Source organism: Streptomyces daghestanicus (assembly GCF_020521275.1).
Taxonomy (GTDB): domain Bacteria; phylum Actinomycetota; class Actinomycetes; order Streptomycetales; family Streptomycetaceae; genus Streptomyces; species Streptomyces griseoviridis.
On sequence record NZ_BNDX01000008.1, the window covers coordinates 25574 to 51910 of the forward strand.

Annotated in this window: 25 protein-coding genes and 2 pseudogenes; 12 read left to right on the top strand and 15 right to left on the bottom strand. The window is 74.3% G+C overall.

Annotated features, from left to right (window positions below; translation table 11 throughout):
* Positions 1 to 53 precede the first annotated feature (53 nt).
* Complete coding sequence (locus Sdagh_RS09605; RefSeq protein ID WP_190077736.1) at positions 54 to 1328, top strand: hypothetical protein; 1275 nt, start codon at positions 54 to 56, stop codon at positions 1326 to 1328.
* Positions 1329 to 1430: 102 nt separating this feature from the next.
* On the opposite strand, the gene Sdagh_RS09610 is transcribed toward Sdagh_RS09605, so the two are convergent.
* The 3 genes from Sdagh_RS09610 to Sdagh_RS09620 form a co-directional block, all read right to left on the bottom strand.
* Positions 1431 to 2885, bottom strand: coding sequence for an alpha/beta hydrolase family protein (locus Sdagh_RS09610; RefSeq protein WP_190077737.1), 1455 nt, complete (start codon positions 2883 to 2885; stop codon positions 1431 to 1433).
* Between the two features lie 165 nt (positions 2886 to 3050).
* Positions 3051 to 4541, bottom strand: a complete 1491-nt coding sequence (locus Sdagh_RS09615) for a cellulose binding domain-containing protein (protein ID WP_190077738.1) — start codon at positions 4539 to 4541, stop codon at positions 3051 to 3053.
* Between the two features lie 185 nt (positions 4542 to 4726).
* Positions 4727 to 6046 carry a radical SAM protein gene (locus Sdagh_RS09620; RefSeq protein ID WP_189423483.1) on the bottom strand — a complete coding sequence of 440 codons (1320 nt, stop codon included), beginning with the start codon at positions 6044 to 6046 and terminating at the stop codon, positions 4727 to 4729.
* A gap of 146 nt (positions 6047 to 6192) precedes the next feature.
* Between Sdagh_RS09620 and Sdagh_RS09625 the strand changes: the two genes are divergently transcribed.
* Positions 6193 to 7449: an FAD-binding protein gene (locus tag Sdagh_RS09625; RefSeq protein WP_189423481.1), complete on the top strand. Its 1257-nt coding sequence runs from the start codon at positions 6193 to 6195 to the stop codon at positions 7447 to 7449.
* A gap of 40 nt (positions 7450 to 7489) precedes the next feature.
* Here the strand turns inward: Sdagh_RS09625 and Sdagh_RS09630 are convergent, their stop codons facing one another.
* A complete protein-coding gene (locus tag Sdagh_RS09630) occupies positions 7490 to 8011 on the bottom strand; it encodes a hypothetical protein (protein WP_189423479.1) in 522 nt (173 codons plus the stop codon).
* The gene (locus Sdagh_RS09635; RefSeq protein WP_189423477.1) at positions 8008 to 9708 is read right to left on the bottom strand and encodes a PHP domain-containing protein; all 1701 of its coding nucleotides are present in this window, start codon (positions 9706 to 9708) and stop codon (positions 8008 to 8010) included. The genes Sdagh_RS09630 and Sdagh_RS09635 overlap by 4 nt, the downstream gene beginning before the upstream one ends.
* Before the next feature lie 265 nt (positions 9709 to 9973).
* Between Sdagh_RS09635 and Sdagh_RS09640 the strand changes: the two genes are divergently transcribed.
* The 3 genes from Sdagh_RS09640 to Sdagh_RS09645 all read left to right on the top strand — a co-directional run bounded on the left by Sdagh_RS09640 (position 9974) and on the right by Sdagh_RS09645 (position 12395).
* Positions 9974 to 10546: a TetR/AcrR family transcriptional regulator gene (locus Sdagh_RS09640; protein ID WP_189423475.1), complete on the top strand. Its 573-nt coding sequence runs from the start codon at positions 9974 to 9976 to the stop codon at positions 10544 to 10546.
* A 78-nt stretch (positions 10547 to 10624) separates the two neighbouring features.
* Entirely contained in the window at positions 10625 to 10708 is an 84-nt protein-coding gene (locus Sdagh_RS36935; RefSeq protein ID WP_360019180.1) for a putative leader peptide, read from the top strand.
* A 223-nt stretch (positions 10709 to 10931) separates the two neighbouring features.
* Positions 10932 to 12395 (top strand): hypothetical protein, encoded by a 1464-nt coding sequence (locus Sdagh_RS09645; protein ID WP_190077739.1) that lies wholly within the window; start codon positions 10932 to 10934, stop codon positions 12393 to 12395.
* Here the strand turns inward: Sdagh_RS09645 and Sdagh_RS09650 are convergent.
* From Sdagh_RS09650 to Sdagh_RS09660, 3 genes are all read right to left on the bottom strand, one after another.
* Positions 12382 to 13431, bottom strand: coding sequence for a rhamnogalacturonan acetylesterase (locus Sdagh_RS09650; protein ID WP_372478433.1), 1050 nt, complete (start codon positions 13429 to 13431; stop codon positions 12382 to 12384). The genes Sdagh_RS09645 and Sdagh_RS09650 overlap by 14 nt on opposite strands.
* A gap of 119 nt (positions 13432 to 13550) precedes the next feature.
* Positions 13551 to 14021, bottom strand: coding sequence for a hypothetical protein (locus Sdagh_RS09655; protein ID WP_190077740.1), 471 nt, complete (start codon positions 14019 to 14021; stop codon positions 13551 to 13553).
* Between the two features lie 253 nt (positions 14022 to 14274).
* Positions 14275 to 15036: an SDR family oxidoreductase gene (locus tag Sdagh_RS09660; RefSeq protein ID WP_189423467.1), complete on the bottom strand. Its 762-nt coding sequence runs from the start codon at positions 15034 to 15036 to the stop codon at positions 14275 to 14277.
* Between the two features lie 220 nt (positions 15037 to 15256).
* Here Sdagh_RS09660 and Sdagh_RS09665 point away from each other — a divergent pair, with 220 nt between their 5' ends.
* Positions 15257 to 16120: a helix-turn-helix transcriptional regulator gene (locus Sdagh_RS09665; RefSeq protein ID WP_189423465.1), complete on the top strand. Its 864-nt coding sequence runs from the start codon at positions 15257 to 15259 to the stop codon at positions 16118 to 16120.
* 97 nt (positions 16121 to 16217) lie between these two features.
* Here the strand turns inward: Sdagh_RS09665 and Sdagh_RS09670 are convergent, their stop codons facing one another.
* Entirely contained in the window at positions 16218 to 17060 is an 843-nt protein-coding gene (locus Sdagh_RS09670; protein ID WP_189423463.1) for a class II glutamine amidotransferase, read from the bottom strand.
* A gap of 174 nt (positions 17061 to 17234) precedes the next feature.
* Here Sdagh_RS09670 and mmuM point away from each other — a divergent pair, with 174 nt between their 5' ends.
* Positions 17235 to 18143, top strand: coding sequence for a homocysteine S-methyltransferase (gene mmuM, locus Sdagh_RS09675; RefSeq protein WP_189423461.1), 909 nt, complete (start codon positions 17235 to 17237; stop codon positions 18141 to 18143).
* A gap of 12 nt (positions 18144 to 18155) precedes the next feature.
* Here the strand turns inward: mmuM and Sdagh_RS09680 are convergent, their stop codons facing one another.
* Positions 18156 to 18809 (bottom strand): MBL fold metallo-hydrolase, encoded by a 654-nt coding sequence (locus Sdagh_RS09680; protein ID WP_189423459.1) that lies wholly within the window; start codon positions 18807 to 18809, stop codon positions 18156 to 18158.
* A 147-nt stretch (positions 18810 to 18956) separates the two neighbouring features.
* Here Sdagh_RS09680 and Sdagh_RS09685 point away from each other — a divergent pair, with 147 nt between their 5' ends.
* Positions 18957 to 19421: a MarR family winged helix-turn-helix transcriptional regulator gene (locus tag Sdagh_RS09685; protein WP_189423457.1), complete on the top strand. Its 465-nt coding sequence runs from the start codon at positions 18957 to 18959 to the stop codon at positions 19419 to 19421.
* 19 nt (positions 19422 to 19440) lie between these two features.
* Here Sdagh_RS09685 and Sdagh_RS09690 read toward each other — a convergent pair whose 3' ends face one another.
* Positions 19441 to 20331: a helix-turn-helix domain-containing protein gene (locus Sdagh_RS09690; RefSeq protein WP_190077741.1), complete on the bottom strand. Its 891-nt coding sequence runs from the start codon at positions 20329 to 20331 to the stop codon at positions 19441 to 19443.
* A gap of 90 nt (positions 20332 to 20421) precedes the next feature.
* On the opposite strand from Sdagh_RS09690, the gene Sdagh_RS09695 reads away from it, so the two are divergent.
* Complete coding sequence (locus Sdagh_RS09695; protein ID WP_372478434.1) at positions 20422 to 21210, top strand: alpha/beta fold hydrolase; 789 nt, start codon at positions 20422 to 20424, stop codon at positions 21208 to 21210.
* On the opposite strand, the gene Sdagh_RS09700 is transcribed toward Sdagh_RS09695, so the two are convergent.
* Positions 21211 to 21648 (bottom strand): ATP-binding protein, encoded by a 438-nt coding sequence (locus Sdagh_RS09700; protein WP_360019167.1) that lies wholly within the window; start codon positions 21646 to 21648, stop codon positions 21211 to 21213.
* A gap of 111 nt (positions 21649 to 21759) precedes the next feature.
* On the opposite strand from Sdagh_RS09700, the pseudogene Sdagh_RS09705 reads away from it, so the two are divergent.
* From Sdagh_RS09705 to Sdagh_RS09715, 3 genes and pseudogenes are all read left to right on the top strand, one after another.
* Positions 21760 to 22062, top strand: a pseudogene (locus tag Sdagh_RS09705) (Scr1 family TA system antitoxin-like transcriptional regulator); the annotation flags it as partial.
* A complete protein-coding gene (locus Sdagh_RS09710) occupies positions 22059 to 22298 on the top strand; it encodes a DUF397 domain-containing protein (protein WP_190011234.1) in 240 nt (79 codons plus the stop codon). The pseudogene Sdagh_RS09705 and the gene Sdagh_RS09710, both read left to right, overlap by 4 nt.
* A 169-nt stretch (positions 22299 to 22467) precedes the next feature.
* Positions 22468 to 23517 (top strand): LacI family DNA-binding transcriptional regulator, encoded by a 1050-nt coding sequence (locus tag Sdagh_RS09715; RefSeq protein ID WP_189423442.1) that lies wholly within the window; start codon positions 22468 to 22470, stop codon positions 23515 to 23517.
* 169 nt (positions 23518 to 23686) lie between these two features.
* Here the strand turns inward: Sdagh_RS09715 and Sdagh_RS09720 are convergent, their stop codons facing one another.
* From Sdagh_RS09720 to Sdagh_RS09730, 3 genes and pseudogenes are all read right to left on the bottom strand, one after another.
* On the bottom strand, positions 23687 to 24295 hold the full coding sequence (locus Sdagh_RS09720; protein ID WP_189423438.1) for a DUF4232 domain-containing protein: 609 nt from the start codon (positions 24293 to 24295) through the stop codon (positions 23687 to 23689).
* A gap of 148 nt (positions 24296 to 24443) precedes the next feature.
* Positions 24444 to 24917, bottom strand: a pseudogene (locus Sdagh_RS09725) (effector-associated constant component EACC1); the annotation flags it as partial.
* Between the two features lie 224 nt (positions 24918 to 25141).
* A complete protein-coding gene (locus tag Sdagh_RS09730; RefSeq protein WP_189423432.1) occupies positions 25142 to 26275 on the bottom strand; it encodes a YihY/virulence factor BrkB family protein in 1134 nt (377 codons plus the stop codon).
* Between the last annotated feature and the right edge of the window lie 62 nt (positions 26276 to 26337).

Here is a 26337-nt window from a genome sequence, read left to right on the forward strand (position 1 = left end):
CGCCCCTACCGTCCCGACGTCACCCACAGGCCACCAGAACAAGAGGATGCACCATGGCCACGACAGACGACATCGTCACCACGACCGAGAAGCCGTTCGCGCGACTCGGTCAACTAGACCTCGCGCTGAACGTCCTTCACCCGAAGAACTGGGCGCAGTTCGACATACACCGCCAAGCGGCCACTGCGCCGACCAGGCAGGAGGCAACGCGAGGCGAAGAGTTCCGCAGCGTCCCGCCGGAAACCGCTGCGGGGTCCGGTTCCGCAGGGCTGTGGAAGACCACGCTTTCCGCCACCTGGGACACCGCGCACAACCTCGCCTACCACGTCGACGTCAGGGCACGCTGTTACGAGGCGACCAGGAAGAATACGTACAGGCAGATGAACACCAGCACGTTCTGTGAGGCGGTCTACTGGATGCCGCTCGACTCGGCCCTCTACACCTTGGAGAAGAAGTCCGACAGTAGCTACGTCATCCGGGTCTACGGCCCACCGGTCGATGGCACCCGCTGCGGAACGGCACCCATCGCCTCGTACGACATCCCCAGCACCGTCGAAGACGACATCATCCTGTCGGTGCCGGACATGGTGGTCGGTCCCGACGAAGAGGGCGATTACGACGCCATCGCCTACACGCTGGTGATGACCGCCGAACAGAGCTACCTGACCGTCCACCACCTCAGCGGACTCGACTCCGAAACCGGCCCGAGAGCGGAGACCGAGCCCCACTACCGCTTCCCTGACCCCCCTCGCTTCCTCCACTTGGCCGACGGCTGGGTCGAGGGGCGCGGCATCGTCCCCCAGCAATACCTCGTCGCCGTCTGCGGCGGGCGGATCGACGAGAACAAGGGAACCATGTACCGCTTCAACCTGGAAAACTCCGCCGTCGACGACATCAAGCTGCCCGAAGGCAATTACTACATGTGGGGACGACCTGCCTTCACCACCAAGGGACGGTGGGTCCGCCCCGGGCACCAGAAAACGAATCCATATGACGCCCCCTACGACTGGGGGGTCTACTGGGGGGACATCAACAAACCTGAGGTGCCGCCGACGTTCCTCAAGGGAGCAGGATTCGCCACATGGAGCGGCACATACGAGTCGTACGCCCAGCCATGGCCCGTCGCGGACCAGGACACCGTTTACTACGTCAACTACCGCACCACCCCGAATCCGGAGAGCAGAGCCTTCAAGATCGACATGGCTTCCACCCCGAAGGTGACCAGTGCCCCGACCACATGGCAACCGCCCTTCCAGCAAGGCAAGGAGGACAGCCTTGTACTGGGCGCCATGGCCCACCGCTGGGACCCCAACCCTCCGGCCGGATGACACCTGCTGCCCACCCGTACCAGTTCCGCCGCTGCGGACACCCCGACCGACCGCGGGTCCGTTCGCGGGGTGGCCGGCCGCTCCGGCACCGGCCGGGGGCGGTCAGCGGCTGTCGCCCGGAGGGTGGACGCTGAGGTCGCCGTAGGCCGTCAGGGCGGCGGCCGGGTCACCGGGGCCGGGCCGCAGGGTGGCGTCCAGGAAGGCGAGCGTGGTGGCGGCGACGACGCGTGGGCTCCTGGTGCGGCCCAGGGAGCCGACGATCGAGGGCACCGGCGGCAGGTACAGGGGGCCGTCCATGAAGGTGAGGTGGGCGGCGCCGGGGACGGTGAGCCGGTAGCTCGTGGCGCTGTTGCGCTCGAGGGCCTCGGTGAGGCGGGGCAGGTAGCGCGGGTCGGTGGCGCGGGTGAGGGCCTGGGTGAGCGCGAGCGTCGGCTGATGGAGGGAAGGGGACGCGGGGCCGTGGGGGTAGCCGTCCAGATCGATGACGGCGTCGAAACGGCGGTCGTGCCGGGCCGCCAGCAGGGCGGCGGCGCCGCCCATGGAGTGGCCGGTGACCGCGGTCCGGGCGGTGTCCAGGCGTCCGGCCAGCGGGCCGGTGATCTCCCCTCCGTCCAGACGGTCCAGCTGGGTGCGGACGAAGCCGAGGTCGGCGGCCCGGACAGCCGTCCAGTCGGCCGCCAGTTCCTCGTCCTTGTCCCGGTCACCGGTGGAGGCGGTCCTGCTGCGGATCGTCCGGCCGTCGGTGAGGACGACGGCGGCGGAGTCGTACGGGTGGTCGAGGGCGGCGACCACATAGCCGTGGGCGGCCAGTTCCTCGGCCCAGGCGGTGTTCTGGGTCCGCACGCCGCCCGACCCGGGAGAGAACAGCACCACCGGGAACCGTCCGCCCCCGCCGGCCACCGGGGCGTCGAAGACCGCGTGCGTGCGGGCCCGCGGGACGCCGTCGACCAGGAAGCCGGGCAGGCCGACCTGGCGGGCGAGGGCGTCGGAGACAGTACGCGCCTCGTGCTCCGTGCGTCCGAGGTACTGGGCGCGCTCCGCGCCCGGGGGGCTCTTCCGCGCGGGGTACCAGAGCTGGACCACGACCGTGCGCCGGTCGTGCGGGTCGGCGGTGAAGGTCTCGGGACGGCGTGGATCGGTCCACTGCGCCACGTGGGTGCCGACCGCGAAACGGCCCGTCGGCTCGGGGAATCCGGGTACGGGAAAGGCCCAGGCGGCCGACGGCCCCACCGCGATCAGGCCGAGGCAGGCCACCGATCCCGGCAGCGCCAGCCACCACCGGGCCCGCCACGCCGGCCGGCCGCCGCGCCGGCGCAGCAGGGGGGAGACGGCGAACGGCGACACGAGGGCGACGGCCGCCAGGACCGGCAGCATCTGCCAGCGGAACCCCACCGCGGCCAGCACGCCGGCGGACAGCACGAGAACCGCGCCCGCCGCGACCGTGACGCGTGGGCGGGCAGCGGGGGGAAGCCAGCGCGCCACCACCAGCGCGACGGCACCCAGCAGGGCGAGGCATTCCGGAGGGGACAGGTGCAGCCCCGCGATGATCTCGGTCATCCGGCCATCCTCGGCGCGGGGCGGGCGCCGCCGCGTCGGTCCCGGGTCTCCTTCGTGTGCGACCGGGGTCTCATGCGGGCGCGCCGCGCGGCGGCTGCCGGTGCGACCGCGGGGGGAGCGGGTCTCCTCCCTCGGTCGTATCCCCGGTACGGCCGTGTCTCCGGGTCAGCTGACCGCACAGGGCCGCCCGTTGAGCGCCACCCCCTCCGGCCCCCCGTTCCTCCCCTCCCAGGACGCGAGGAAGCCGAAGGTCAGGGTGCCGCCCGCGGGGACGGTGGCGTTGTAGGGGGCGGCGGTGGCCGTGACGTGGGGGCCGGACTGGAACAGGGTCGCGTCCCACATCCGGCCGACGCGCTGGCCGTCGGGGAAGGACCAGGTGACGCGCCAGGTGTCCAGGGGGCGGGCGGTGGCGACGGTGACGGTGGCCTGGAAACCGGCCGGCCACTGGGTGACCAGGTCGTAGTGGGCCCGGCAGGACGGCGGGGAGGGCACGGCCTGGGTGGTGGTCCGGGGTTCGGAGGTCCGGGGTGCCGATGTCCGGGGTGCCGGGGTGCGCAGGGGCGTGGCGGACTCGGAGCCGGCGGGGGCGGGGCGCGGGGCCGGGGTGGACGTGGGGCCAGGAGTGGGGGGCGAGGCCGGGGTCGGCGGGGCGGAGGGTCGGCCGCGGTCCGCCGGGGTGGCCGGCGTCCCGGTCAGGGTGTCGGAGGCGTCGGCGTCACCGAAGGGGCGCAGGGACGCGGTGAGGGCCAGCAGGGACGCCAGGACGGCGGTGGAGAGGAGGGCCCGGCGTACGGCGCGGGTACGGCGGCTGCCGTCGTCCGGCGGGCCGTCGTCCGGGCAGGCCGGGGCCGGAAGGGCGGCGCCGAGGCGTGCCTCGGCGGCCCGGCGCCGGCGTTCCAGGTAGGCGAGGCCGCCCCAGCCGAGCACCCCGTCGGCGAGGGCGGCGGACAGTGATCCGGGATCGGTGCACAAGCAGCCCGCCGCTTCCGCGCAGCCGGCGCACCGGGCGAGGTGACGGGAGATGTCGTCGGGGGTGACCGGGGTGCCGGAGGCGGCGGCGCCGGCCAGGAGGCGGGCGTAGGGGACGCACGGGTCGTCCGGCGGGCCGTCGAGGTGGCCGCGGCGGCAGCGGTCCCGGAACAGGGCGCGGGCCTGGGCGAGTTCGGCGGTGACGGCGGCCGGGTCGAGGCCGAGCCGGCGGGCGACCACGGGCAGCGGCAGCGCCTCGACCTCGGCCAGCCAGAGCAGTTCCGCGTCCGCGGGCGGCAGGCCCCGCAGGGCGCGCAGCGCGAGCGGGCGCCGGGCGGCCGGCCCGGTGTGGCGGGCGGCGGGTCCGGAGCGCAGCCAGAGCCGGAGGCCGGGGGTGAGGTCGTCGCCCCGGCCGCCGGCCTCCCAGGCCGCCGCGGTGGCGCGTACGGCGGTCAGCAGCAGGGGGACGCGGGGCAGCAGCCGGACCGGGCGGTGGGCGGGTCCGGACGCCGTACGGGAGCCGGTGCCGCCCGCCTCGCGCGTGCGCCGGGCGAGGGCCTCCGTGGCCAGCCGGGCTGCCGCGGCGGACCCGTCGGCGCACAGGTCGGCGTAGGAGAGGACGGCGTCCCAGCACTCGGCGAACGGCCCCGCCCCGGCGGCGGACTGGGGGATCGGCAGGTCGGACATGGAACTCCCGCGTCCACGGGCGAGGCCAACTCACCACGCCGATGGCGGAGTTGTGATACCTCGCGGCAAGGGGCGAGCTTGCCACGGGCCCGGCGCGGCTGACAAGCGCCGGGGCCGGGAACGGCGGCGGCCCGGCCGCCGGGCGTACGCCCGCGCGAACCGGGCCGGAGCGCCGGCCGCCCGGCTCAGACCTCGACGGGCGTGTCCGCCGGGAGGCTGTCCATGAAGGAGCTGACGGAGAAGACCGCGTTGCCGGCGCCGGGCGGGCCGTAGCCGGGGGGCGAGGAGAGGCCGAAGTCCTCCATGGTCTGCCGGTAGGCCTGGAGCAGGCGGATGTGGTACTCCAGCGGGGCGCCCTGGGGGTTGGCCTTGCCGAGCGGGGTGGTGGGCTCGGGGCACCAGGTGGTGAAGCGGGGCGTGATGCCGTGCGACATGAAGAAGCGCAGGCCCTCGGTGGTCGAGGCGATGGCCTCGTCGACGGTCTTGAAGCCGAAGGGCTCGGCCATCTCGACGCCCGCGACGAAGTTCGGGATCACGTTGCGCGGGCCGAAGACCTCGGTCGAGTCCAGGATGCGCCGGTGCCACTCGTCGCGGCCGACGTACCGCTCCTTGCCGGGGCAGAACAGCTTGAACAGGTACTCGTCCCACACCTCGAAGTTGGGGTGGTAGATCTGCACGCCGTAGTCCTTGAAGCGCTGGACGTCCGGCTTGGGCAGGGCCTGGGCGACGACCTTGCCGATCCAGCGGCCGGGGAAGCGCTCCTCGATGGCCTTGGCGTAGTGGCCGTAGAAGTCGGCCTCGTCGCGGCCGGAGACCTTCGAGGTGATGGCGCCGCCGGTGAGGGTGTAGGCGGTGGACGCCTTGGCGGTGTCGTAGCGGTCGATGATCTCCAGGGCTTCGAGGACCTCCTCGACGTCCTTCACCCCGGTGTACGGCCGGCCGGCCGCCTTGTGCTGGCGCCAGTTGTGATTGATGTCGCAGTACTGGCACTCCTCCTTGGCGCCGAAGTACTGGCAGACCCGGAAGACGGTCAGGTAGATCAGGTAGCCCCACTGGATGGTGGGCGCGACCTCCATGACCGACTTCCCGTTGCCGAGGGTGTGCCGGTAGTACTCCGGCATCGGCGGCACGCCGACGTCCGCGATCCGCTTGCCGTCGAGGTAGAGGCCGAGGACCCCGTGCTCGTCGGCGGCGACGCGGTACGGCGAGGACGGGTTCACCCGGACCGAGACGACCGTGCGGCGCAGGTCGTAGGGGCCGCCGGTGAGGATGATCTCCTCGGGCGGGCGGCGCAGCGCGGCCTCGCCCAGCTCGGGGAGGGTGCCGTGGTCGAAGGAGAAGATGAAGTACGACTTGGGTTTGACCTCACCGCCCTCGTTGTCGCTGAGGGCGCTGGGGTCGAAGGCCACCCCGCCGCGGAGCAGGTCCTCCTTGAAGACCGCCTCCCGCGGAACGTGCGGAAAGCGCTCCATCAGATCCTCGACCAGCGCGGTACGGCTGCCCATCCGTGTCTCCTCCCGGGTCAGGCGTTCGACTTCTCACGGTATGCCCCCGCCCGGGCGTCTTCCCCGCCGGGGGCCCTCTCGGCGAGCCAGGTAGGTTTCCGGCGGAGGACCACGGGTCCTCGACGGAACTTCAGGAGGGCTTCGGGATGACCGACACCACCGTGACCAACTGGGCCGGCAACATCACCTACACGGCCGAGGAACTGCACCGGCCGCACACGCTCGACGCGGTGCGGTCGCTGGTGGCGGGCAGCGCGCGGGTGCGGGTGCTGGGCAGCGGCCACTCCTTCAACGAGATCGCCGAGCCGGGCGCGGGCGGGGTCCTGCTGTCCCTGGCGGACCTGCCGTCCGTGGTCGACGTGGACACGGCCGCCCGGACCGTCCGGGTGGGCGGCGGTGTGCGGTACGCGGAGCTGGCCCGGGTGGTGCACGCGCACGGCCTCGCCCTGCCGAACATGGCCTCGCTCCCGCACATCTCCGTGGCCGGGTCGGTGGCGACCGGCACCCACGGCTCCGGTGTGACCAACGGCTCACTGGCGTCGGCGGTGCGCGCGGTGGAGCTGGTCACGGCGGACGGTACGACGGTGACGGTCGCGCGGGGCGATGAGCGGTTCGGCGGGGCGGTCACCGCGCTGGGCGCGCTCGGCGTCGTGACCTCGCTCACCCTCGACCTGGAGCCGGCCTACGAGGTCGAGCAGCACGTCTTCACCGAGCTGCCGTCGGCCGGGCTGGACGCGGAGGCGCTGGAAGCGGTGCTGTCGGCGGCGTACAGCGTGAGCCTGTTCACCGACTGGCGGGACCCGGGGTTCCGGCAGGTGTGGCTCAAGCGCCGGGCCGACCAGCCGCTGTCCGCGTTCCCGTGGGCGGTGCCGGCCAAGGTGAAGATGCACCCGGTGCCCGGCATGCCGGCCGAGAACTGCACGGAGCAGTTCGGCGTGCCCGGGCCCTGGCACGAGCGGCTGCCGCACTTCCGTGCCGAGTTCACCCCGAGCAGCGGCGCCGAGCTCCAGTCGGAGTACCTGATGCCCCGCGAGCACGCCCTGGCGGCGCTGCGCGCGCTGGAGGGGATACGGGAGGTGCTGGCTCCGGTGACGCAGACCTGCGAGTGGCGCACGGTCGCCGCCGACGCGCAGTGGCTGAGCCCGGCGTACGGGCGGGACACGGTGGCGGCGCACTTCACCTGGGTCGCGGACACGGCGGCGGTGCTGCCGGTGGTGCGGCTGCTGGAGGAGGCGCTGGAGGGGTTCGCGGCCCGGCCGCACTGGGGGAAGGTGTTCACGGCCTCCCCGGCGGCCCTGCGCGCCCTGTACCCGCGGCTCGGGGATTTCCGGGCGCTGGTGGGCGAGCTGGACCCGGAGGGGAAGTTCACCAACGCGTTCGTGCGGGACGTACTGGCCGGCTAGGGGTGCGCCCCTGAGGGGAGGCGCACCCCGGTGGGCCGCGTCAGTGGTCCGCGCAGCAGGGTGTCGGGGCCGGGTCCTCGAACGGGACGAGGGTGGCGCCGATGTGCGGCATCGCGGCGAGGACCAGGGTGCCGTCCTCCCAGTGGGGGCGGACGAACTCCCGGGTGACGAGCGGGGTCGCCGGGTCGGGTGCGCCGGGCGTGCCGAGCACGCGGACCCGTTCGATCGCGGAGCGGTCCAGCAGTTCCGCGACCGTGAGCGTGCCGGTCAGGGCGGCGGCGCCCGGGTAGAGCACCGCCCGCCCCCGGTCGTCCCAGGCGCCGTCCGTCACCGTGTGCCCCCCGGCCGTGAGCGCGCCGCGCGCGGCGTCGACCGCCGTACGGGACCGGCTGCCCAGGGAGAGCGCCACCCGCCGCCGGCCGCCCCGCCGCACCAGGTGGGTGCAGCCGTACAGGTCCTCGCGCCCGGGGAACACGGCGGCCAGCTCCCGCAGCAGGTGGTCGGCGTCGCGCAGGGTCGTCACGTCCGTGTCGACGCCGACGACGTACGGCGGCGGGGTCACGACGGCAGGACCCAGACCGGGTTGGAGTAGAACCACAGGTCCTTCCACGGGTCGGCGTCGCCGACGACGTCGATGGCGGGACCGTGCGGGTCGACGGCGGCGCCCCGCGCGCCGACGGCGGACCGGTTGCCGTCGGTGCCGCGCAGGCGGAGGTAGACGGGGCGGTCGACGCGGCCGAGGTCGTAGGTGAGGGTGGCCGTGCCGGCGTTCTTGTTCACCTCGTAGGACTTGACGACCCTGGCGGACGGGGCGGTGAAGGTGTCCCTGTCCTCGGCCTCGCCGGTGACGTCGCCCTGGATGACGTCGACGCGGGCCAGGGTGGGCTGGAACCCGGCCCAGTTGGGGCCGCCGGCCAGGGCCACGTCCACGCCGAGGGTGACACGGGTGCCCTTCTTGACGTGGAGGGCGCCGCCGAGGGTGGCCCAGCGGCCGCCGCCCGAGACGCGGACGTCGAGGCCGGAGACGAGCTGGCCGTGGTCGACCCAGACCCGGCCGGCGCGGATGCCGTCCATGACGGCGGCGTAGGAGAAGCCGTCGGCGCCGACGTGGGTGCGGCTGTAGTAACCGGGCCAGTAGTCGTTCTCGGTGACGTCGATCCGGCCGCCGTAGACCGGGTCGTCGTAGCGGCCGTTGGCGTTGAAGTCGCCGCCGCCGCGGGCCGCGGTGTCGCCGTAGACCTGGTGGGAGTCGGAGTTGGCGGTGATCCACCAGGGCTTGCCCTCGGCGAGGAGGCTGTCCCACAGGCCGCCGACGGTGGCGGTCATCCAGTCGAAGCCGCCCCAGGTGCGGTAGGACTCCAGGGGGTAGTCGGCGAAGGAGTCGGAGCCGGGGCTGTTGTCGTAGATGCCACGGGCGCCGCCGGGGCCGAGCGGCGCCGGCAGGCCGCCGGCCTGGTGGCCGGGGGCGCCCTCCATGCCCACGGCGATGCGGTGCCCGGCGGAGGTCGCGTCGCGCCAGCCGCGGATCTCGTGCGGGGAGTCGATGCCCTTGCGCGCCGGGTGGTTGGCGAGCATCAGGGCGTCCTTGACCTTGCGCCGCTTGACCTGGTCGGCGAGGAAGGCGAGGCCCGAGACGGCGAGCGCCTCGTTGGCGGGCGACGAGCCGGTGGCGGCCTTCACGGCACCGTCGTACCCGGTCTCGAAGGCCTTGAGGACGGAGACCTCGTTCTTGCCGGGGTGGACGAAGACGGTGCCGTGCTCGGCGGCCGGGATGTTCCACTCCAGGCCCTGGAAGACGAGGGTGTCCCGGTGGGCGCTGCGGGCGGCCTGGATGTCCGGGTTGACCTTCTCCACACCGATCTTGGCGTGGGTGGCGCTGCCGTGGTCGGTGATGACCAGCCAGTCCATGCCGTGCCGGGCGCCCTGGCGGACCTGGTCGCTGACGCGGTACTTGCCGTCGCTGCTGTACCGGGTGTGGATGTGGTGGTCGCCGGCCAGCCACAGGAAGCCCTTCCTGCCGCCGCCGTTCCGGCCGCCGGCGAACGCGGGGGCGCTCGCGGCGCCCGTCAGCACGCTGCTCGCGGCCAGACCGGCGCCGAGCAGGCCGGCGCGGCGCAGCAGGGTGCGGCGGGACTGCTGCTCGGGGCTGAGCGCCTCGTCGGGGACGGAGGTGTCGAACGCCGCGGGCAGGGGCGCCGTCTCGTGCGTGTGGTCGTGGTGGTGGTGATGCCCGTGTCCGTGCGCGTGCCCGTGACCCATGTCGCTCCTCGTGGATGGCCGCCGTGTCGCCGCGGCGGTGTCGCTGCGGACCCGTGTGCCGCTCGGGCCGCCTGAGGAGAATCGATGCGCGAGGTGAAGCTCGAACGACCTCGGGGTGAGCGGCGGAGGTAGTCGACACGTCCGCTCGCCGCTTCGCGCGGCGGGGGCGCCGGACCGTGTGGTAATGCGCCGCCCCGCAGATACGCATGTGTCTCACCTGCGCAGAGTATGCGGATCGCGGAGGAGCGTGCCCTACATTGAGGCCATGCCCCGCGCCGGCCTCACCACCGACCGCCTCGTCTCCGCCGCCGTCGAACTCGCCGACGAGGTGGGGTTCGAGCGCGTCACCCTGTCCGCGCTGGCCCGGCGCTTCGGCGTCAAGGACGCGAGTCTGTACGCGCACGTCGGCGGGCTCGGCGAACTGCGTGCCCGGATGGCGCTGCGGGCCGGCGGCGAGCTGATCGACCGGATCGCCGCGGCGGTCGCGGGGCGGGCCGGGAAGGACGCGCTGACCGCCTTCGCCGGGGCGTACCGGGCGTACGCGCGGGAGCATCCGGGGCGCTACGCCGCCACCCAGACCCGCGTCGACCCGGCGCCGGCGGCCGGCTCCCCCGCGCTGCGCCGCACCGCCGACATCACCTACGGCATGCTCCGCGCCTACGGTCTCGCCGAGCCGGATCTCACCGACGCCGTACGGCTGCTGCGCAGTACGTTCCACGGGTACTGCGCGCTGGAGGCGGCCGGCGGCTTCCACGATCCCCGGTCGGTGGAGGCGTCCTGGGACACGGCGGTCGAGGCGCTGCACGTGGCGCTGGTGAACTGGCCCACCGGGTCGTGACCGGGCGCCCGCGGGACGCGTGACCGTACGCCGGACACCTTCTTGACCGTGCGTCAGCCGCTCTGGTTCGATCGCCGCATGACCTGCCGCCGGACCCTCACGCGACGACGCCACGTCGACTTCGCGCGCACGGCCGGCGCCCTCTGTCGCGACGGCCGCTGAGCCGCGCGCCCTTCCTGCCGCGACGGCATCGCCCCTCCCGCGCGCGTACGCGCGCGCCGTGGGCCCTGGCCGCGTGCCCCTGCCCGTGCCCCATGCCGGTGCCCGTGCCCATGCCCCATGCCCGTGCCCGTGCCCGTGCCCGTTTCCACGTCCCCGTCCGTTGTCGCGTCCGTGTCCGTTCTCGTCCCGCAGGTCCACCCGTCCCGGAGAGGACTCCTCCGCCATGCCCCGCACCCCCGCGCGCCGCCGCAGACCGTACCGGCACACCGCCGTGACCTTCCTGGCCGCCCTCGCCCTCGCCCTCACCCCGGCCACCGCGCACGCCGCCGGCGACTTCACCCCCGTGCCGCCGCACAATCCGTACGCGGGTCCGGACGGCACCGCGACCATGCACGGCGACACCGGTTCCTCCGACACCACCCCGCTGGCCGGCCCCGGCGCCGGCACCCTCGGTGCGAAGCGGACCGCGCTCGCCTCGGCCTGCCCGACCGTGCTGGCCGGGGGCGACGGCTACCCCGTCGCCCTGTGCACCCCGATCTTCGGCCAGGTCCCCACGGTCCACCTGCTCGATCCGGACGACGGCTCCTCCCTCGCCGAACTGGCCCTCGTCAAGGGCTCGTTGCTGGGCGGCGTGTACGCCTACCTCGACCACGAGGACCGGCTGGTCGTCGCGGACGGCGGCAACCGCCTGCTGCGGGTGGGCCACCACCGGGCCGCCGACGGCTCCTGGGAGCTGACCGTCGACCGCAGCCTCTCCCTGGCCTCCGCCGTCCCGGCGGGCGACGCGGTGACCGGCCTCTCCCCCGACTGGCGGGGCCGGGTCTGGTTCGCGACCGGCGGTGGTGTCGTCGGCACGGCGGACGACACCACCGGCACCGTCCGCGCGCTGACCCTCCCGGCCGGCGAACGCGTCGCCAACAGCATCTCGACCGCTCCGCGGGGCACGGCGGTGACGACCACCCACGCCACCTATCTCCTCACCGCCGGCGCCGACGGCACCCCGAGGATCTCCTGGCGCGCGCCGTACGACCGGGGCAGCGCCCGCAAGCCGGGCCTGCTGAGCTGGGGCAGCGGCTCCACGCCGACCTTCTTCGGCCCCGTCTCGGGCACGGAGTACGTCACCATCGTCGACAACGCGGACGACGCCGCCCACCTGGAGGTGTACCGCTCGGCGGACGGGACGCGGATCTGCCGCGTGCCGGTGCTGCGCGCCGCCGCCGGGCCGGCCAGCGAGAACTCCCCGGTCGCCGCGGGCCGCAGCGTCTTCGTCGCCGGGACGTACGGCTACCCGTACCCGGCCGTGCCGGAGGGCGCCGGCGACAGCGTCCCGGCGAGCGCCGGTTTCGCGGGCGGCCTGACCCGGGTGGACGTGGCCGCCGACGGCTCGGGCTGCTCCCTGGTCTGGGACAACACGCTGCGCTCCGCCGCCGTCCCGAAGCTGTCCACCGCCGACGGCCTGCTCCGTACGGTGCTCCGCGATCCGCTGGTCCCGGGCACCGGGGGCACGAGCCTGCTCGACCCCTACCGGTACGCGGAGATCGACCCGGCCACCGGCACGGTGGTGCGCAGCGCCCGCGTCGGCGTCGGTTCCCTCTACGACACCTTGCAGATGGCCGGGACGATCACCCCCGACGGCGCCTACCTCCAGGGCACCGTCACGGGCGTGCTGCGGATCACCGCCGGATGAGTCCCCGGGGCACGAGACCCAGATCGCGCAGGGCGTCCCGGACCAGACCGGCGTAAAGGGTGGCGCCGTACGCCGAGGTGTGGGTGTTGTCGCGCTTCTCGTCGGTGAGGTAGAGCGCCTTGGACTCCTCGACGCCGAGGGACTCGACGAGCGCCTTGGTCCGGGCGGTGAGGTCGATCAGCGGCACGTCCTCCTCGGCGGCGAGCGACCGGATCACGGCGGGGTGGTCGACGCCGAGGCCGTTGACGAGGAGGGCGGTGCCGTTGTCGAGGGTCCCGTCGGCGTTGAACCAGCGCCGCACGACCGGCGTGACGAGCACGGGCCGCCCGCCCTCGGCCCGTGCCGCGTCGACCAGGGTGCGCAGGTTGTCCCGGTAGGTGGCCTCGTCGGTCGTCTTGTCGTTGTGGGCGAGCTGGATCAGCACCAGGTCGCCGGGCCGGATCAGCGGCCGGACCGTGGCCCACATCCGCGGGTCGGCCAGGTAACTGACCGTGCTCTCCCCGGAGTCGGCGTGATTGGCGACGGACAGCCCCTTGCGCAGGTACTGCGGCAGCCGCTGCCCCCAGCCGGTGTACGGCTCGCCCGGCTGGTCGCAGACGGTGGAGTCGCCGACGAGGAGGAGCTGCCGGGCGTGCCGGGCCGGGGTCACCCGGATGCCGGCCAGGGCGGGCGCCGGCCCGCCGACGACCAGGTCGAGGCCGGGGGTGCCGTCCGGCCCGGCGGGCTCACCCTCCGGCGTGCGCACGTCCACGGTGAAGGAGCGGACCGCCCGCTCCCCCGCCGCCACCGCCGTCTCCGGCAGCAGGGCCCGCCGGGTCTCCCCGCTGATCGCCGTACGGGAGGACGCGTCGCCGCCGAGCAGCACCTGGACGTCGTACGTGCCCGGCCCGACGTCGAAGTGACAGGTGCCGGCGGCGCACCGCTCCACGCCCGAGGGGGGCCGTCCTTCGCGCGCCTCGGCGGGCACGCCGGCCCCGCCCGCCAGCACGACGGCCACCGCCGCGACGGCCGCCCATGGCCTTCCCGAACGCCTCACCCGGCCCGTGTACACCCGCGTCCCCTGCCTCACACCGAGCATCTCCGCTCCCCGTTCGGTATCGCGGACGTCATCTGACATGACGAACGCCGACACGGTAGGGGGGTGCCGGGGTGAGGTCAACGGGGCGTGCGCGACAGATCACCCACGGCGTCGGCGTAGTAGACGGACTCCGTGAGGTGCCGGGCGAGTTCGCGGAAGCTCCAGCCCTCGCCGGGCGAGTGGTCGAGCTGCTCGTCGGTGAGCGCGTCGAGCCGGTTCGCCCAGACGCGGGCGAGCCGGGTGAGCCGGCTGCGGGCCTCGTCGAGATCCTCGTCGGTGAAGCGCGCGAGGTCCGCCTCGGTGGTACTGCCGGACGCGTGCCAGCGGTCGGGCAGCGGATCGCGCCCGGCGAGCCGGTCCTCCAGCTCGGCGAGGTGGTCGACGAGATGGTCGGCGACCCGGCGGACCGCCTTGTGCGGCGTGTAGACCCGGCCGTCGGCATGAGCGGGCGTGCCGTCCCAGCGGGTCCAGGTGGCGGCGAGCGCGAGGACGTGGTCGACGGTGTGGACGACGGCTTCGGCGGGGGTGCGCGGGTGCGTGTGTTCCATGTCCGCAACGGTAGGCACCGGTCGGTTCGGTCCCGGCCGAAGTGTCCGCGCGTGCGACCGGCTCGCCCCCCGGCCGGGGCGGCGCGGCGCCAGTACGCGAGTTCTCCGATCCCCCCGTCGACGCGCAGCACGGTGCCGGCGGTGTAGGCGGACGCCCGCAAGCCGGCGATCGCCGCGTCGACCGCCGCCAGGGCCGCCTCCTTGTCGTGACCGGGCGGGGCCGACCGCGCCCCGGGCACGCCGCCCTCCGGCGTCAGACGGGCTGGCCGACCGGGCGGATCGTCACCGTGTTGAGGTCGACGCCGGCCGGCTGGTCGAGCGCGAACCCGATCGCCTCGGCCACCGCGTCCGGGCCCATCGCGACGGGGGGCGCCTGGCCGTGCCAGAACGCGGTGTCGATCATGCCGGGGTTCACGACCGTGACGCCGACGCCGCGGGTCGTGGCGTGCAGGCGGAGGTTCTCGGCGAAACCGACCACGGCCCACTTGGTGGCGGAGTAGAGGTTGCCCGGACTGTTCTTGATCCCGGCCACGCTGCCGATGAGCACCAGCCGGCCGCGGGACTGCTCCAGGTGGGGCAGGGCGGCCTTGGCCAGCAGGGCCGGGCCGAGCACGTTGGTGAGCACCATCGGCGCCCACAGCTCCGGATCACCGTCGTCGACGACGCCGGCACCGCCCGCCCGGAAGTGGTCCGCGGACGCGCTGCCCGCGTTCGCGATCGCCGCGTCGAGCGCCCCGAAGCGTTCCACGGTGCGGGCGACCGCGGTGTCCGTGGCATCCCGGTCGGAGGCGTCCGCCACCAGGCCGAGGACGCGGTCCGGGTGGCCGGCTTCGCCGAGGAAGGTCCTGAGCCGGCCGGGGTCGCGTCCGGTGACGGCGACCCGGTGGCCGCGTCCGAGCAGGAGCCGGGCGGTCGCGGCGCCGATCCCGCTCGTGCCGCCGGTGATCAGCACCGTCCTTCCCGCGGCCGGCGAGGCGCCGGGGCCGGTCTGTGTGTCAGTGAGTGCGGTGTTCATGGCGTCCACTCTGGAGCGCGGCGCGGGCCCGCGGCAGTTGCCGCCGAAGGTGGGGACGCCGTCCCCTGGCAGGCGGCGTCACGTGCGAGGTTCGTGACGACCGCCTGGGCGGCGCACGGGCGGCCGGGACGCCGCGAGGACCGGGCCGGCCGCCCGCCTGCGGCGAAGGTGGGGACGGCATCCTCTGGCGCCGGCGGCGCGGCCCGGGGAAGCTGTGCCCATGTCGAACACGAGGTACGCGGAACTCGGTCGCTTCCTGCGTTCACGACGCGAGCGGCTCCGCCCCGAGGAGGTCGGGCTCGTGCCCGGCCCGCGGCGCCGCGTCCCCGGTCTGCGGCGCGACGAGGTCGCCGTCCTGGCCGGCGCCTCGGTGGAGTACTACACCGAGCTGGAGCGCGGTGCCGGCTCGCAGCCCTCCGACCAGATGCTCGCCGCGCTCGCCCGTGCCCTGCGCCTCAGCCGTGACGAACGCGACCATCTGCACCGGCTGGCGAACCGCCCGGTCCCGCACCGGGGCGGGTCGGCGTCACACGTCTACCCGGCCATGCTCGACCTGCTGACCCGCATCGGCGGGACCCCGGCGATGGTGAGCACCGACCTGCACACCGTTCTGGTCCAGAACCCGCTCGCCCTCGCGATGCTCGGCGACCTGTCCGCGCACCGCGGCCGCGCGGCGAGCTTCATCCACCGGTGGTTCACCGACCCGGCCGCGCGGCGGATCTACCCGCTGGAGGACCACGCCCCGCAGTCCCGCTCGTTCGTCGCCGACCTGCGCGCGGCGGTCGGGCGCCGCCGCCCCGGCGACACCGAGGCGGCCGAACTGGTGGACGAACTGCTGCGGCGCTCGCCGGAGTTCCGGACCCTCTGGGCCGACCAGGACGTGGAGGTACGCAGGAACGAGCGCAAGCGGATCATCCACCCCGCCGTCGGCCTGCTCGACCTCGACTGCCTCAACCTCTTCAGCGAGGACGGCCGCCAGCGACTGCTCTGGTTCCCCCCGCGCACCGGCACCGGCACCGCCGAGAAGCTCGCGCTGCTGACGGCGCCGGGCACGCGGACGATGCGCACCGAACCGGTCCGGTGACCTGTCGCCGGTCATGAACCGAAAGGCCGAAGGCCGATCGGGGCACGTGGGCCGGCGACCGGGCGACGACGGAGCCGGCCTTCGGCGGCAGGGCCCGTCACGGCACCCGCGGTGCGAACGGGAGCCGTTCCCCGCCTCCCGGCCGTACCACCCCGTAGGTGCTCTCCGGGACCTCGTTCCACATGCCGGGCAGGTCGCCGAGGGGTTCGGAGACGACGAGGCGGGTGTCGTCGGAGGCGTCACGGAGGAAGGCGAGGTCCGGATGGAGGGCGCGGAGGGCTTCGACGCGGGTGCTGTAGAAGAGGGAGCGGGACGCCCGCTGGGTCGAGTAGCGGAACGCCCAGAGGGACTGCCCGTCGGTGGTGGCGACCGTCATCTGCAGCGGGTGCTCCACGCCGTGCGCCCGGCCGACCTCCTCCACCAGGCCGGCCATCCGCGCGACCGCGCCCGGCGGGTCCTGTTCCAGACCGAAGGTGAGCGCCAGGTAGAACATCACCTCGGAGTCGGTGGAGCCCTCGATGTGCAGGAACAGCTCCGGGTCGACGGCCAGCAGCAGATCACGGCGTACGCGCGGGAACTCGGCGATCGCCCCGTTGTGCATCCACATCCAGCGGCCGTGCCGGAACGGGTGGCAGTTGGTCTGCTGGACGGCGGAGCCCGTCGAGGCGCGGATGTGGGCGAAGAACAGGTGCGAGCGGACGTGGCCGGCCAGCTCGCGCAGGTTGCGGTTGCTCCAGGCGGGGCCGATCTCCCGGACGACGGCCGGGCCCCCGTCGTCCGTGCCGGACGTCCCGTACCAGCCGACGCCGAACCCGTCGCCGTTGGTCGTCTCGACGCCCATCTTGGCGTGCAGGCTCTGGTCGATCAGCGAGTGCGCCGGCTTGTAGATCATGTTCTCCAGCAGGATCGGGGAGCCCGAGTACGCAAGCCAACGGCACATCGTCCACCGCCCGGTCGTTCCGTCTGTCCGGTCGTTCCTCGTACAGGTCCGCGCGTTCCTCCCTCCAGCATCGCAGGACCCTGCGCCGGGCGCCGTACGAGGCGCCCACGGGGTGCGGCCCCCGCTCGACCGCCGACCGGCACCGCCCGCGCGTCGTCGGTTAGCGTCACAGGCATGTCCACCGACCTGGCCGACGCCCTCGCCGCGCGGCCCCTCGTCCTCGACGGCGGCCTGTCCAACCAGTTGGAGGCCGCCGGGCACGACCTGAGCGACGCGCTGTGGTCGGCCCGGCTGCTCGACGAGTGTCCCGAGGCGGTCGTCGACGCGCACCGCGCGTACTACGAGGCGGGCGCGGACGTGGCGATCACGGCGAGTTACCAGGCGACCTTCGAGGGGTTCGCGGCGCGCGGTACCGGCCGGGAGCGGGCGGCCGGGCTGATGGCGCTCAGTGTGGAACTGGCCCGTACGGCCGCCCGCGGGTCCGGCGCCGCCCGCCCGCTGTGGGTGGCGGCGTCGGCGGGCCCCTATGGGGCGATGCTCGCCGACGGCTCGGAGTACCGGGGCCGCTACGGGCTCACCGTCGCGGAGCTGGAGCGGTTCCACCGCCCCCGCCTGGAGGTGCTGGCCGCCGCCCGGCCGGACGTCCTCGCGCTGGAGACGGTCCCGGACGCCGACGAGGCGGCGGCGCTGCTGCGGGCGGTGCGCGGTCTCGGGGTGCCGGCCTGGCTGTCGTACACCGTGGCGGGCGGCCGGACGCGGGCCGGTCAGCCGCTGGAGGAGGCGTTCGCGCTGGTGGCGGACGCGCCGGAGATCATCGCGGTCGGTGTGAACTGCTGCGTCCCGGCGGACGTGGACCACGCGGTCGCGGTCGCGGCCCGGGTGACGGGCAAGCCGGTCGTGGCCTACCCGAACAGCGGTGAGACGTGGGACGCCACCGCCCGGACCTGGACCGGCCCGGCCGCGTTCGACGCGGAGCGGGTACGGGGCTGGCGGGCGGCCGGGGCCCGGCTGATCGGCGGGTGCTGCCGGGTGGGGCCGGCGGCGATCGGCGGGGTGGCGCGGGCGCTGGCTCCGGCTCCGTAGGTCGCGGTGGCCTCAGTTCCGCGGTGACCCGATCTCCACCGACTCCCCCGCCGCCAGCCGGTGGTACGCCGCGCCGGTGCCGGGGCCCCGGTCGCCCAGGAAGCCGCCGACCATCGCGGTGCCGGTGCCGTTGAGGGCGCCGTCGTGGACGGCGTAGGCGTCGCGCGGGGCGATCTCGCGGACGTAGTCGATCAGGTGGCCGATGGTGGACCAGGGGGCGTGCACCGGGAGCAGCAGGGTGTCGACGGGGCTGCCGGGGACGGTGAGGGCGTCTCCGGGGTGGAAGAGGGTGCCGTCGACGAGGAAGCCGACGTTGGGCACGCGGGGGATGTCGGGATGGAGGGGCGCGTGCCAGGTGCCGTGGACCCGCACGTCGAAGCCGGCCGCCTCGAACGCCTCGCCCTCCCCCACGGCGGTGACCCGGCCGCCGAGCCCGTCGAGCTGCCGGGCCACGGAGGAGCAGGCCCAGACGCGCAGGGCCGGGTTGTCCTCGGCGGCGCGGCGCAGGGTCTCCTCGGAGAAGTGGTCGAAGTGTTCGTGGGTGACCAGGACGGCCTCCGCGCCGTCCAGGGCCGCCGGGTCGGTCAGACCGCCGGGGTCGACGACCAGGCGGCGGCCGTCCCGCTCGACGCGGACACAGGCGTGACCGTACTTGGTGAGTCGCATGACATGACGCCCTTCGTTCGAGAAACCCACAGCCGAACCGCACAACCGCACAACCGCACAACTGCACAACTGCACAACTAAGCTACACAACTAAACTGTACAACTGAATTGTGCAAGTGGGCTCTCGGAGCTACCTAAGCTGGGGCCATGGACGAGGACACGCTGGCCGAGGAACTGCGGCAGTCGATCGGGGAGCTGGTCCGGGCCGTCCGGATCGTGGACACCATGTCGCCCGGGGAGGCGGCCGTCCTCGGCTTCCTCGACCGGGGCGGCCCTCTCACCACGGCCGACCTCGCCCACCGGCGCGGAGTCACGCACCAGTCGGCGGCCAAGTCCGTGAAGGACCTGACCGGCGCCGGGCTGGCGCGCACCGAGCCGCACCCGAGTGACGGCCGCAAGCTCCTGGTACACATCACCGACGCCGGCCGGGCCCGGCTGAGGGAGGAACGCGCCCGGCGGGCCCACGCGGTGGACGCCGCCATCCAGGACACCTTCAGCCCCGAGGAGCGGCGGCGGCTGCGCGAGTGCGTCGCCCTGCTGTCGCGGCTGACCGCCCGGCTCACCGGGGCGGACGGGGCCGGTACGCCGCTCGGGCCGGGACCACGGGCTTGAGCACCTGGCGAGCGAGGCGTCAGGCGCCCTCCTGCAAGGCCGCCGTCGACCGCCGGTCCGCGCGCCAGGCCCCCGGCGGCCGGCCGGTCTGCCGGCGGAAGAAGGTGGTGAAGTTGCCGGTGTCCGGAAAGCCCAGGCGGCGGGCGCAGGCGCCGACCGGGAGGTCGGTGTGGGCGAGCAGGCGTTTGGCCTCCAGCAGGACGCGCTGGTCGAGGAATGCCTTGGCGCCGGTGCCGGTGGCGGCGCGGGTGGCGCGGGTGAGGGTGCGCACGTCATAGCCCAGCGCGCGGGCGTAGTCGGCCACCTGGTGCCATGTGGCGAAGTGGGCCTCCACGGCGGCACGGTAGGCACGGAAGACGGCGGTGGGACCGCCGGCCGGTGCCACGGGGGCGGGCGGGGCGGGCAGCACCCGCAGGAGCAGGGCCGCCAGCAGGTGCGCGAGGAGCGCGGGCGAGCCCAGGGCCGGGCCGGTCACCGCCGCGTCGTGCTCGCGGCGGAGGTGGTCGGCGGCGAGCAGGGCGAGACAGAGGCGCGGGCCGTCCAGGTCCCAGCCGGCCGGGGTGGCCGCCTCCGCAGCGGTGAAGCCGGGCAGGAAGCCGGGACGGAAGAGGACGAGCGGGCCGTCGCAGGTGTCGACGTCGCTCCAGCGGTGCACCATGCCCGGCCTGATCCACACCACGCTGCCCGCCGTCAGCGCGTGGTCCCGGAAGTCCGCCTCATGGGCGCCGGTGCCCGAACCGACCAGGGCGAGGACGTGGAAGTCGGGGCGCTGCGGCCGGACCCGGCGGCGCTCGGGGTCCATCCGGCGCAGCGCGGCGAAGTCGAGCACCTCCACGCCGTACGCCGATCCCACGGCCGGCGCATAGCGCAGTTGCCGTACGCCACCGCCGCGATCGTGTCCGTTTTCCACAATCCCAGTGTCCCTCATCGCCACGCCGCGCATGCCGCGCCACCTAGCGTCGAAGACCTGCCCTACAGGCGGGCAGACGCAAGGGAAGGCATGACGATGACGGAAACGACAACCCGGGTCGAGGTCGAGGGCGGGTCCCTGGACGTGCGGGTGAACGGCGGCGACGGTCCCGCGCTGGTGTTCCTCCACTACTGGGGCGGCTCCGCCGGCACCTGGGACGGCGTCCTGGCCCAGCTGCCGGCCGGGCGGGCCACGGTCCGCTACGACCAGCGCGGCTGGGGCCGGTCGCGGGACCTGCCGGGGCCGTACGGCCTCCAGCGGCTCGCCGACGATCTCGCGCGGGTCGTGGACGGGTGCCTGGCGGGGCGGCCGTACGTGCTGGTGGGGCACTCCATGGGCGGCAAGGCGAGCCAGCTGCTCGCGGCACGCCGGCCGGCCGGACTGGCCGGGCTGGTGCTGGTCGCCCCGGCCCCGCCGCGGCCGGCCCCCGCGGTGACCGAGGAGTACCGGCAGGGCCTCTCCCACGCCTACGACTCGCCGGAGTCGGTGGCGCACGCGCTCGGGCAGGTGCTCACCGCCGCGCCACTGCCGGACGACGTGCGGGCGACGGCCGTACGGGACAGCCTCGCCGCCGGTGCGGAGGCGCGGCGGGAGTGGCCGCTGCGGGGGATCGCCGAGGACATCACCGCCGCCGCACGGGACATCGAGGTGCCGGTGACGGTACTGGCCGGGGAGCACGACGTGGTGGAACCGCCGGAGGTGCTGCGGTCCCATCTCCTGCCGTATGTCCCGCAGGCCACCCTGACGATCGTCCCCGGCGTCGGCCACCTGCTGCCCCTGGAGGCGCCCGCCGCCGTCGCCGAGGCCCTACGGGATTGATCAGGGGCGCTCACGGGGGCGTGTCCCGGCGGTTGCGCGCCCCCGGGTCAGCTCCAGCTCGCACCACACGATCTTGCCGGGGACGCGGTCCTCGACCCCCCACTTGTCGGCCAGCACCGACACCAGCAGCAGCCCGCGCCCGCCCTCGTCCGGTTCCCGCAGCGCCGGAACGCCGTCCCCGCTGTCGTGCACCTCGATCCGCAGGCCGGCGCGGTCGCCGTACGGCAGCAGCCGCAGCAGAAAGCCGCGGCCCGGCGGAACGCCGTGCAGCAGGGCGTTGGTCGCCAGTTCGCTGACACAGAGCAGTACGTCGTCCGCGCGCCCGCGTACGCCCCAGTCGGCGAGCGCGCGGAACGTGAACGCCCGCGCGGCGGGCACGGACTGGCGTTCACGACGGTAGAACCGGGCGCGTGGCCCGGGTGGAGTTTCGCTGTTCACGTGACGATGGTCACGCTGTGTGCCCATGATGAGACAGTGCGCGATCCCGTACGGATGGTTCGTACGGGCGCGCGCGGGTGAACGTACGCGCACGGGTGGGGAGTTCGACCGGGCCAGGACGTGTTCATGGAACAGGTGCAGAAGCTGCGCGAGTACGCGGATCTGCCCTGCGTCAGCTTCCAGATCCTGCCTCTGGGCCGCACCACGCACGCCGGTCTCGACGGCCCTTTCGTCCTCTTCGAAACCCCCGACCACCAGCGGATCGCGTACATGGAGGCCCAGCGCGGAAGCCATTTGATCGCAGACCCCAACGGGGTAGGGGTGCTCACTCAGAAGTATGCGATGCTGCGAACGCAAGCCCTCAACACCGAGGACACGCGGGACCTGTTGGATCGCCTTTCGGGAGAAGCATGAGCGGCACCGCACTCGAGTGGTTCAAGTCCAGCTACAGCGGCAGCGAAGGTGGCCAGTGCCTGGAGGTCGCCCACGTCTGGTGCAAGTCGAGCCACAGCGGCGACGAGGGCGGCAACTGCGTGGAGGTGGCCCACGAGCGTTCCGTGATCCACATCCGCGACTCCAAAACCCCCACCACCCCCCACCTCACCGTCACCCCCGAAGCCTGGACCGCCTTCCTGCGCCTGGCGCACTAGGTTCCGCGGCGACGCGACCCCGCACCGGGCGCCGGTATGCCGCCCGGAGGGGACCGGGCCGGTGGCCATCCGGGCCGACCCGGGGTCTTCCCGCAGGGGTCGGGGCGATCTACATTGGGGGCGCTTAGGAAGCGCTTTCTACAGCCTCGGCCTCGGAGGTGGGTGCCCCATGGTCCGTACGGCGCGTGCGAGCACGGCGGCCGGACCGACACTGGCGGTGGTGGCGCGGGAGGCGGGGGTGTCGGTGCCGACCGCGTCCAAGGTGGTCAACGGGCGCGAGGACGTGGCGCCCGAGACGCGGCGCCGGGTCTCGGAGGCGCTGGACCGCCTCGGGTACGTCCGCCGGCCCCGGTTCGACGCGGTGCGCAGGCCCCGGATGGTGGACCTGGTGGTGCACTCGCTGACGGACTCCGGTTCGGGCGCGGTGCTGCACGGGGTCGAGGAGGCGGCGTACGACGCGGGTCTTGAGGTCGTGGTGTCGGCCGGGCTGGAGCGGGCCCGGGGCGGGGCCGCGGAGCGCGGCGGCTGGCTGGAGAAGCTGCGGGCGCGGGGCTCGTCCGGGGTGCTGTTCGACCTGGCGGAGCTGACCGGGGCGCAGTACGCGTGGCTGGCGCGGCACCGGGTGCCGTTCGTGCTGATCGATCCGGTGGCCGAGCCGCCGGCCGGCGTGGTGTCGGTGGGCGCGGCGAACTGGCAGGGCGGGGTGACGGCGACCGAGCACCTGCTGGGGCTGGGGCACGAGCGGATCGCGGTGATCGCCGGGGACCCGGGGGCGGCGGTGAGCGGGACGCGGGTCGCGGGGTATCGGTCGGCGCTGGCGGCGGCGGGGGTGGCGCACCGCGCCGAGTACGTCCGGCACGCGGGCTTCGACCGGGCGGCGGCCCGGCTGCGGATGCGGGAACTGCTGGCGCTACCGGTGCCGCCGACGGCCGTCTTCGTCTGCTCGGACGCGATGGCGCTCGGGGCGTACGAGGCCCTGGCCGAGCGGGGGCTGCGGGTGCCGGAGGACGTGAGCGTGGTCGGGTTCGACGACCTGCCCGAGGCGCGCTGGGCGACACCGGCGCTGACCACGGTCCGCCGGCCGCTGGCGGAGATGTCGGCGACGGCGCTGCGGCTGCTGCTGCGCATGATGGACGGCGCCCGCCCGGAGAGCACCCGCACGGAACTGTCGACCCGGCTGGTGCGCCGGGCGAGCTCGGCGGCACCGGCGGGCGGTTGAGCGTCCGCCGGGGCCGTCCTGCCCGTGGGAGCCCGCGCGCACCCCGCCGGGGGCGCCCCGGCGGGGTGCGCCGGCACCTCGCGCGGGCCGTCGTCGAAGCCGGCCCGCGCGCCGGTCCGTCCGGGGGCACCGGCACCGCCTTGACGCACCGTCAGTTGCCCCGTACGCCCTACTTGCCGGTCCCCACCGGGTCCACGCTCACCGTGGCGCCGGGGCTGTCGGTGGCGGCGACGTTCACGGTGACCGGGACGGAGAGGGAGTGGGTCTCGTTCGGCGGGGTGACGACCATCGTGGTGTAGGTGACGCCGCTGCCGCCGGAGAGGTTCGGGGTGTAGTGCAGCGTGAAGCGGGCCTCGTCGCCCGGGGCGACGGTGACCAGCGGGGCGGCCAGGTCGCTGCGGTCGGCGCTCACGGTGCCGTCCGCGCCCTTCAGGTCGACGCCGGGGAAGCCCTTCAGCCGGCAGCTCACGTCACCGGTGTTCTTCAGGTGGACGAGGATGTCGCCCTCGCCCATGCCGTGGTTCTGGCTCAGGGCGAGCTGGTCGGCGGAGCAGGTCCCGACGCCCGAGTCCGCGTTCGCGCCGGACTCCGGGGACGTGGAGGTGGCGGGAGCGGAGGTCTCCGTGCCCGGGTCCGGGGTGGTGGTGCCGCTGTCGCCGACGGGGGCCGCCGCGCTGCCGCCGGCATCCGTGGACGCCGTGTCGTCGCTCTGGCAGGCGGTGAGGGAGAGGCCGGCGGCGAAGGCGACGGCGAGGAGGGTGGACTTCTTGGCGCGCATGGTCGCTCCTTGGATCGGTGCCGCTCACGTTTCCGTGTGAGCCCGGGTGCCCTCGGGGACTCCGGGCGACGCCCGCCGCGTCGTGTCCGCGTAGGGACCCGCACAGGGCTGTGACACCGCAACAGCCCGGTCACCGCGTCCGATTCCTTCAAGACCGGCCGGTCGGGCGCCGCCTGCGGTGACCGCATGACCGCGGCCGTGCTGTCGGCGCCTGCCCGGAGGGCCGCGGCGGCACGGGGGCGTGCGGGATCTCCGGTGCCTGCCGCGTCCGCGCTGTCCGCGACCCCGCGGAGGACTGCCGCGGCTCAGCGGCCGACGGCTCAAGGGGCTGCCTGCTCTCCGGGTCCTGCTGGTCCGGGCGCTCCGGCGGCCGCTGCTCCCCCGGCCCGGGTTGCCGTGCGATCCGCTGGGCGGGTTCACCCGTCTGCTCGGCGGTGAGGCCCTTCACCCGGTCCGGGGTCACCGTGACCTCCGTGCCGTCGGGCCGGACGACGCTGACGGTCCGGCTCCCGGTGCGGTTCCGCACCCAGGTGACGACCGCCGCGGCCAGGACGGTGGCCACGCCTCCCGGCGCCAGCAGCCCGGTGATCGGTTCGGTGGCCGTGCCCATGGTGCCCGGCGTGGGCGCCCCCCGCCGGCTCCCGCTTCACGCGACCACGCAGGTCCCGCTGACGGCCCGGCCAGCCCCTGAGGCCGTCGGTGGCGATGCGCCCGCCGTCGTCCCGCGCCGTGCGGGCGGTCCACATGCTGCTCTCCCCGTGGGCACCCGGATACCGAAATGCCGGCCACTGCACGGCGTTCGCACCGGCCCCGGAGCCCCTTACGGGGAAAGCCCCGGCCGCCGGACTACTGCGACGGCCCGTCCCACTTCTCCGACGACGCGCCGCCCTTGGTGTGGGCGCGCAGCCGGGAGGTCACGTCCTCCGGGGGGAGGAAGCGGGACCAGCGCTCGGGGAACTCCGAGGGCATGTCGGGGTCCGCCTCGCCCGCCGCGGCGGTGCGGGCGACGTACTCGGCGACCTGGGCCTGGCGGATGCGCTCGTTGGCCTCACGGGCGGCGGCGGTGGCGGCGGCCGGCCAGACCCGGTCGATGGCCGCGTTGACCGCCGCCCCGACCAGCACCGCGAACGCGGACACGCCGATCCACAGCAGGACGGCGACCGGCGCGGCGAGGGAACCGTAGATGGTGGGGCCCTCGACCGTGCTGGTGAGGTAGATGCGGAGCAGGAAGCTGCCGAGGACCCACATGGCGAGGGCGACCAGCGAACCGGGGACGTCCTCGATCCAGGGCGAGCGCACCGGCACCGACACGTGGTAGAGCGTGGTCAGGAAGACCACCGACAGGACCAGCACGACCGGCCAGTACAGCACCTGCACGACCGTCGTCGACCACGGCACGATCCGCACCACCGCGTCCGGGCCCGCCACCATCAGCGGCAGCGCCACCGAGCCGATCAGCAGCGCCACGATGAACAGCCCGAACGACAGCAGCCGGGTCTTCACGATGCCCCGGACGCCGTCGAGGCCGTACATCACGGTGATGGTGTCGATGAAGACGTTCACCGCGCGGGAGCCCGACCAGAGCGCGAGCAGGAAGCCGAGGGAGATGACGTCGGGCCGGCCGCCCTTCATCACGTCCGCGAGGATCGGCTCGGTGATCTCCTTGACGCCCCGCTCGGAGAGGACCGCGCGGGAGGCGTCGAGGATGTTGGCGCGCAGGCTGTCGGTGGTGTCGGCGCCGATCCACAGGTCCACGTAGCCGAGCAGGCCGAGGAGGCTGAGCAGCAGCGGCGGCACCGACAGCAGGGTGAAGAACGCCGCCTCGGCGGCCAGGCCGAGGATGCGGTACTCCATGCAGGAGTTGACGGTGTCCTTCAGAAGCAGCCAGGCGGTCCTGCGCTTGGAGACGTTGCGGTAGAGCGCACGGGCGCGGTGGAGCCGTCCGGACGGCCGCTCGGGGGATTCACTTGCTGGCTGCACGACCTAAAGGTATCCGCCGCGCGCGCCGCCCCTCATCCCGCGGTCCGCCCGGCGGACACGGC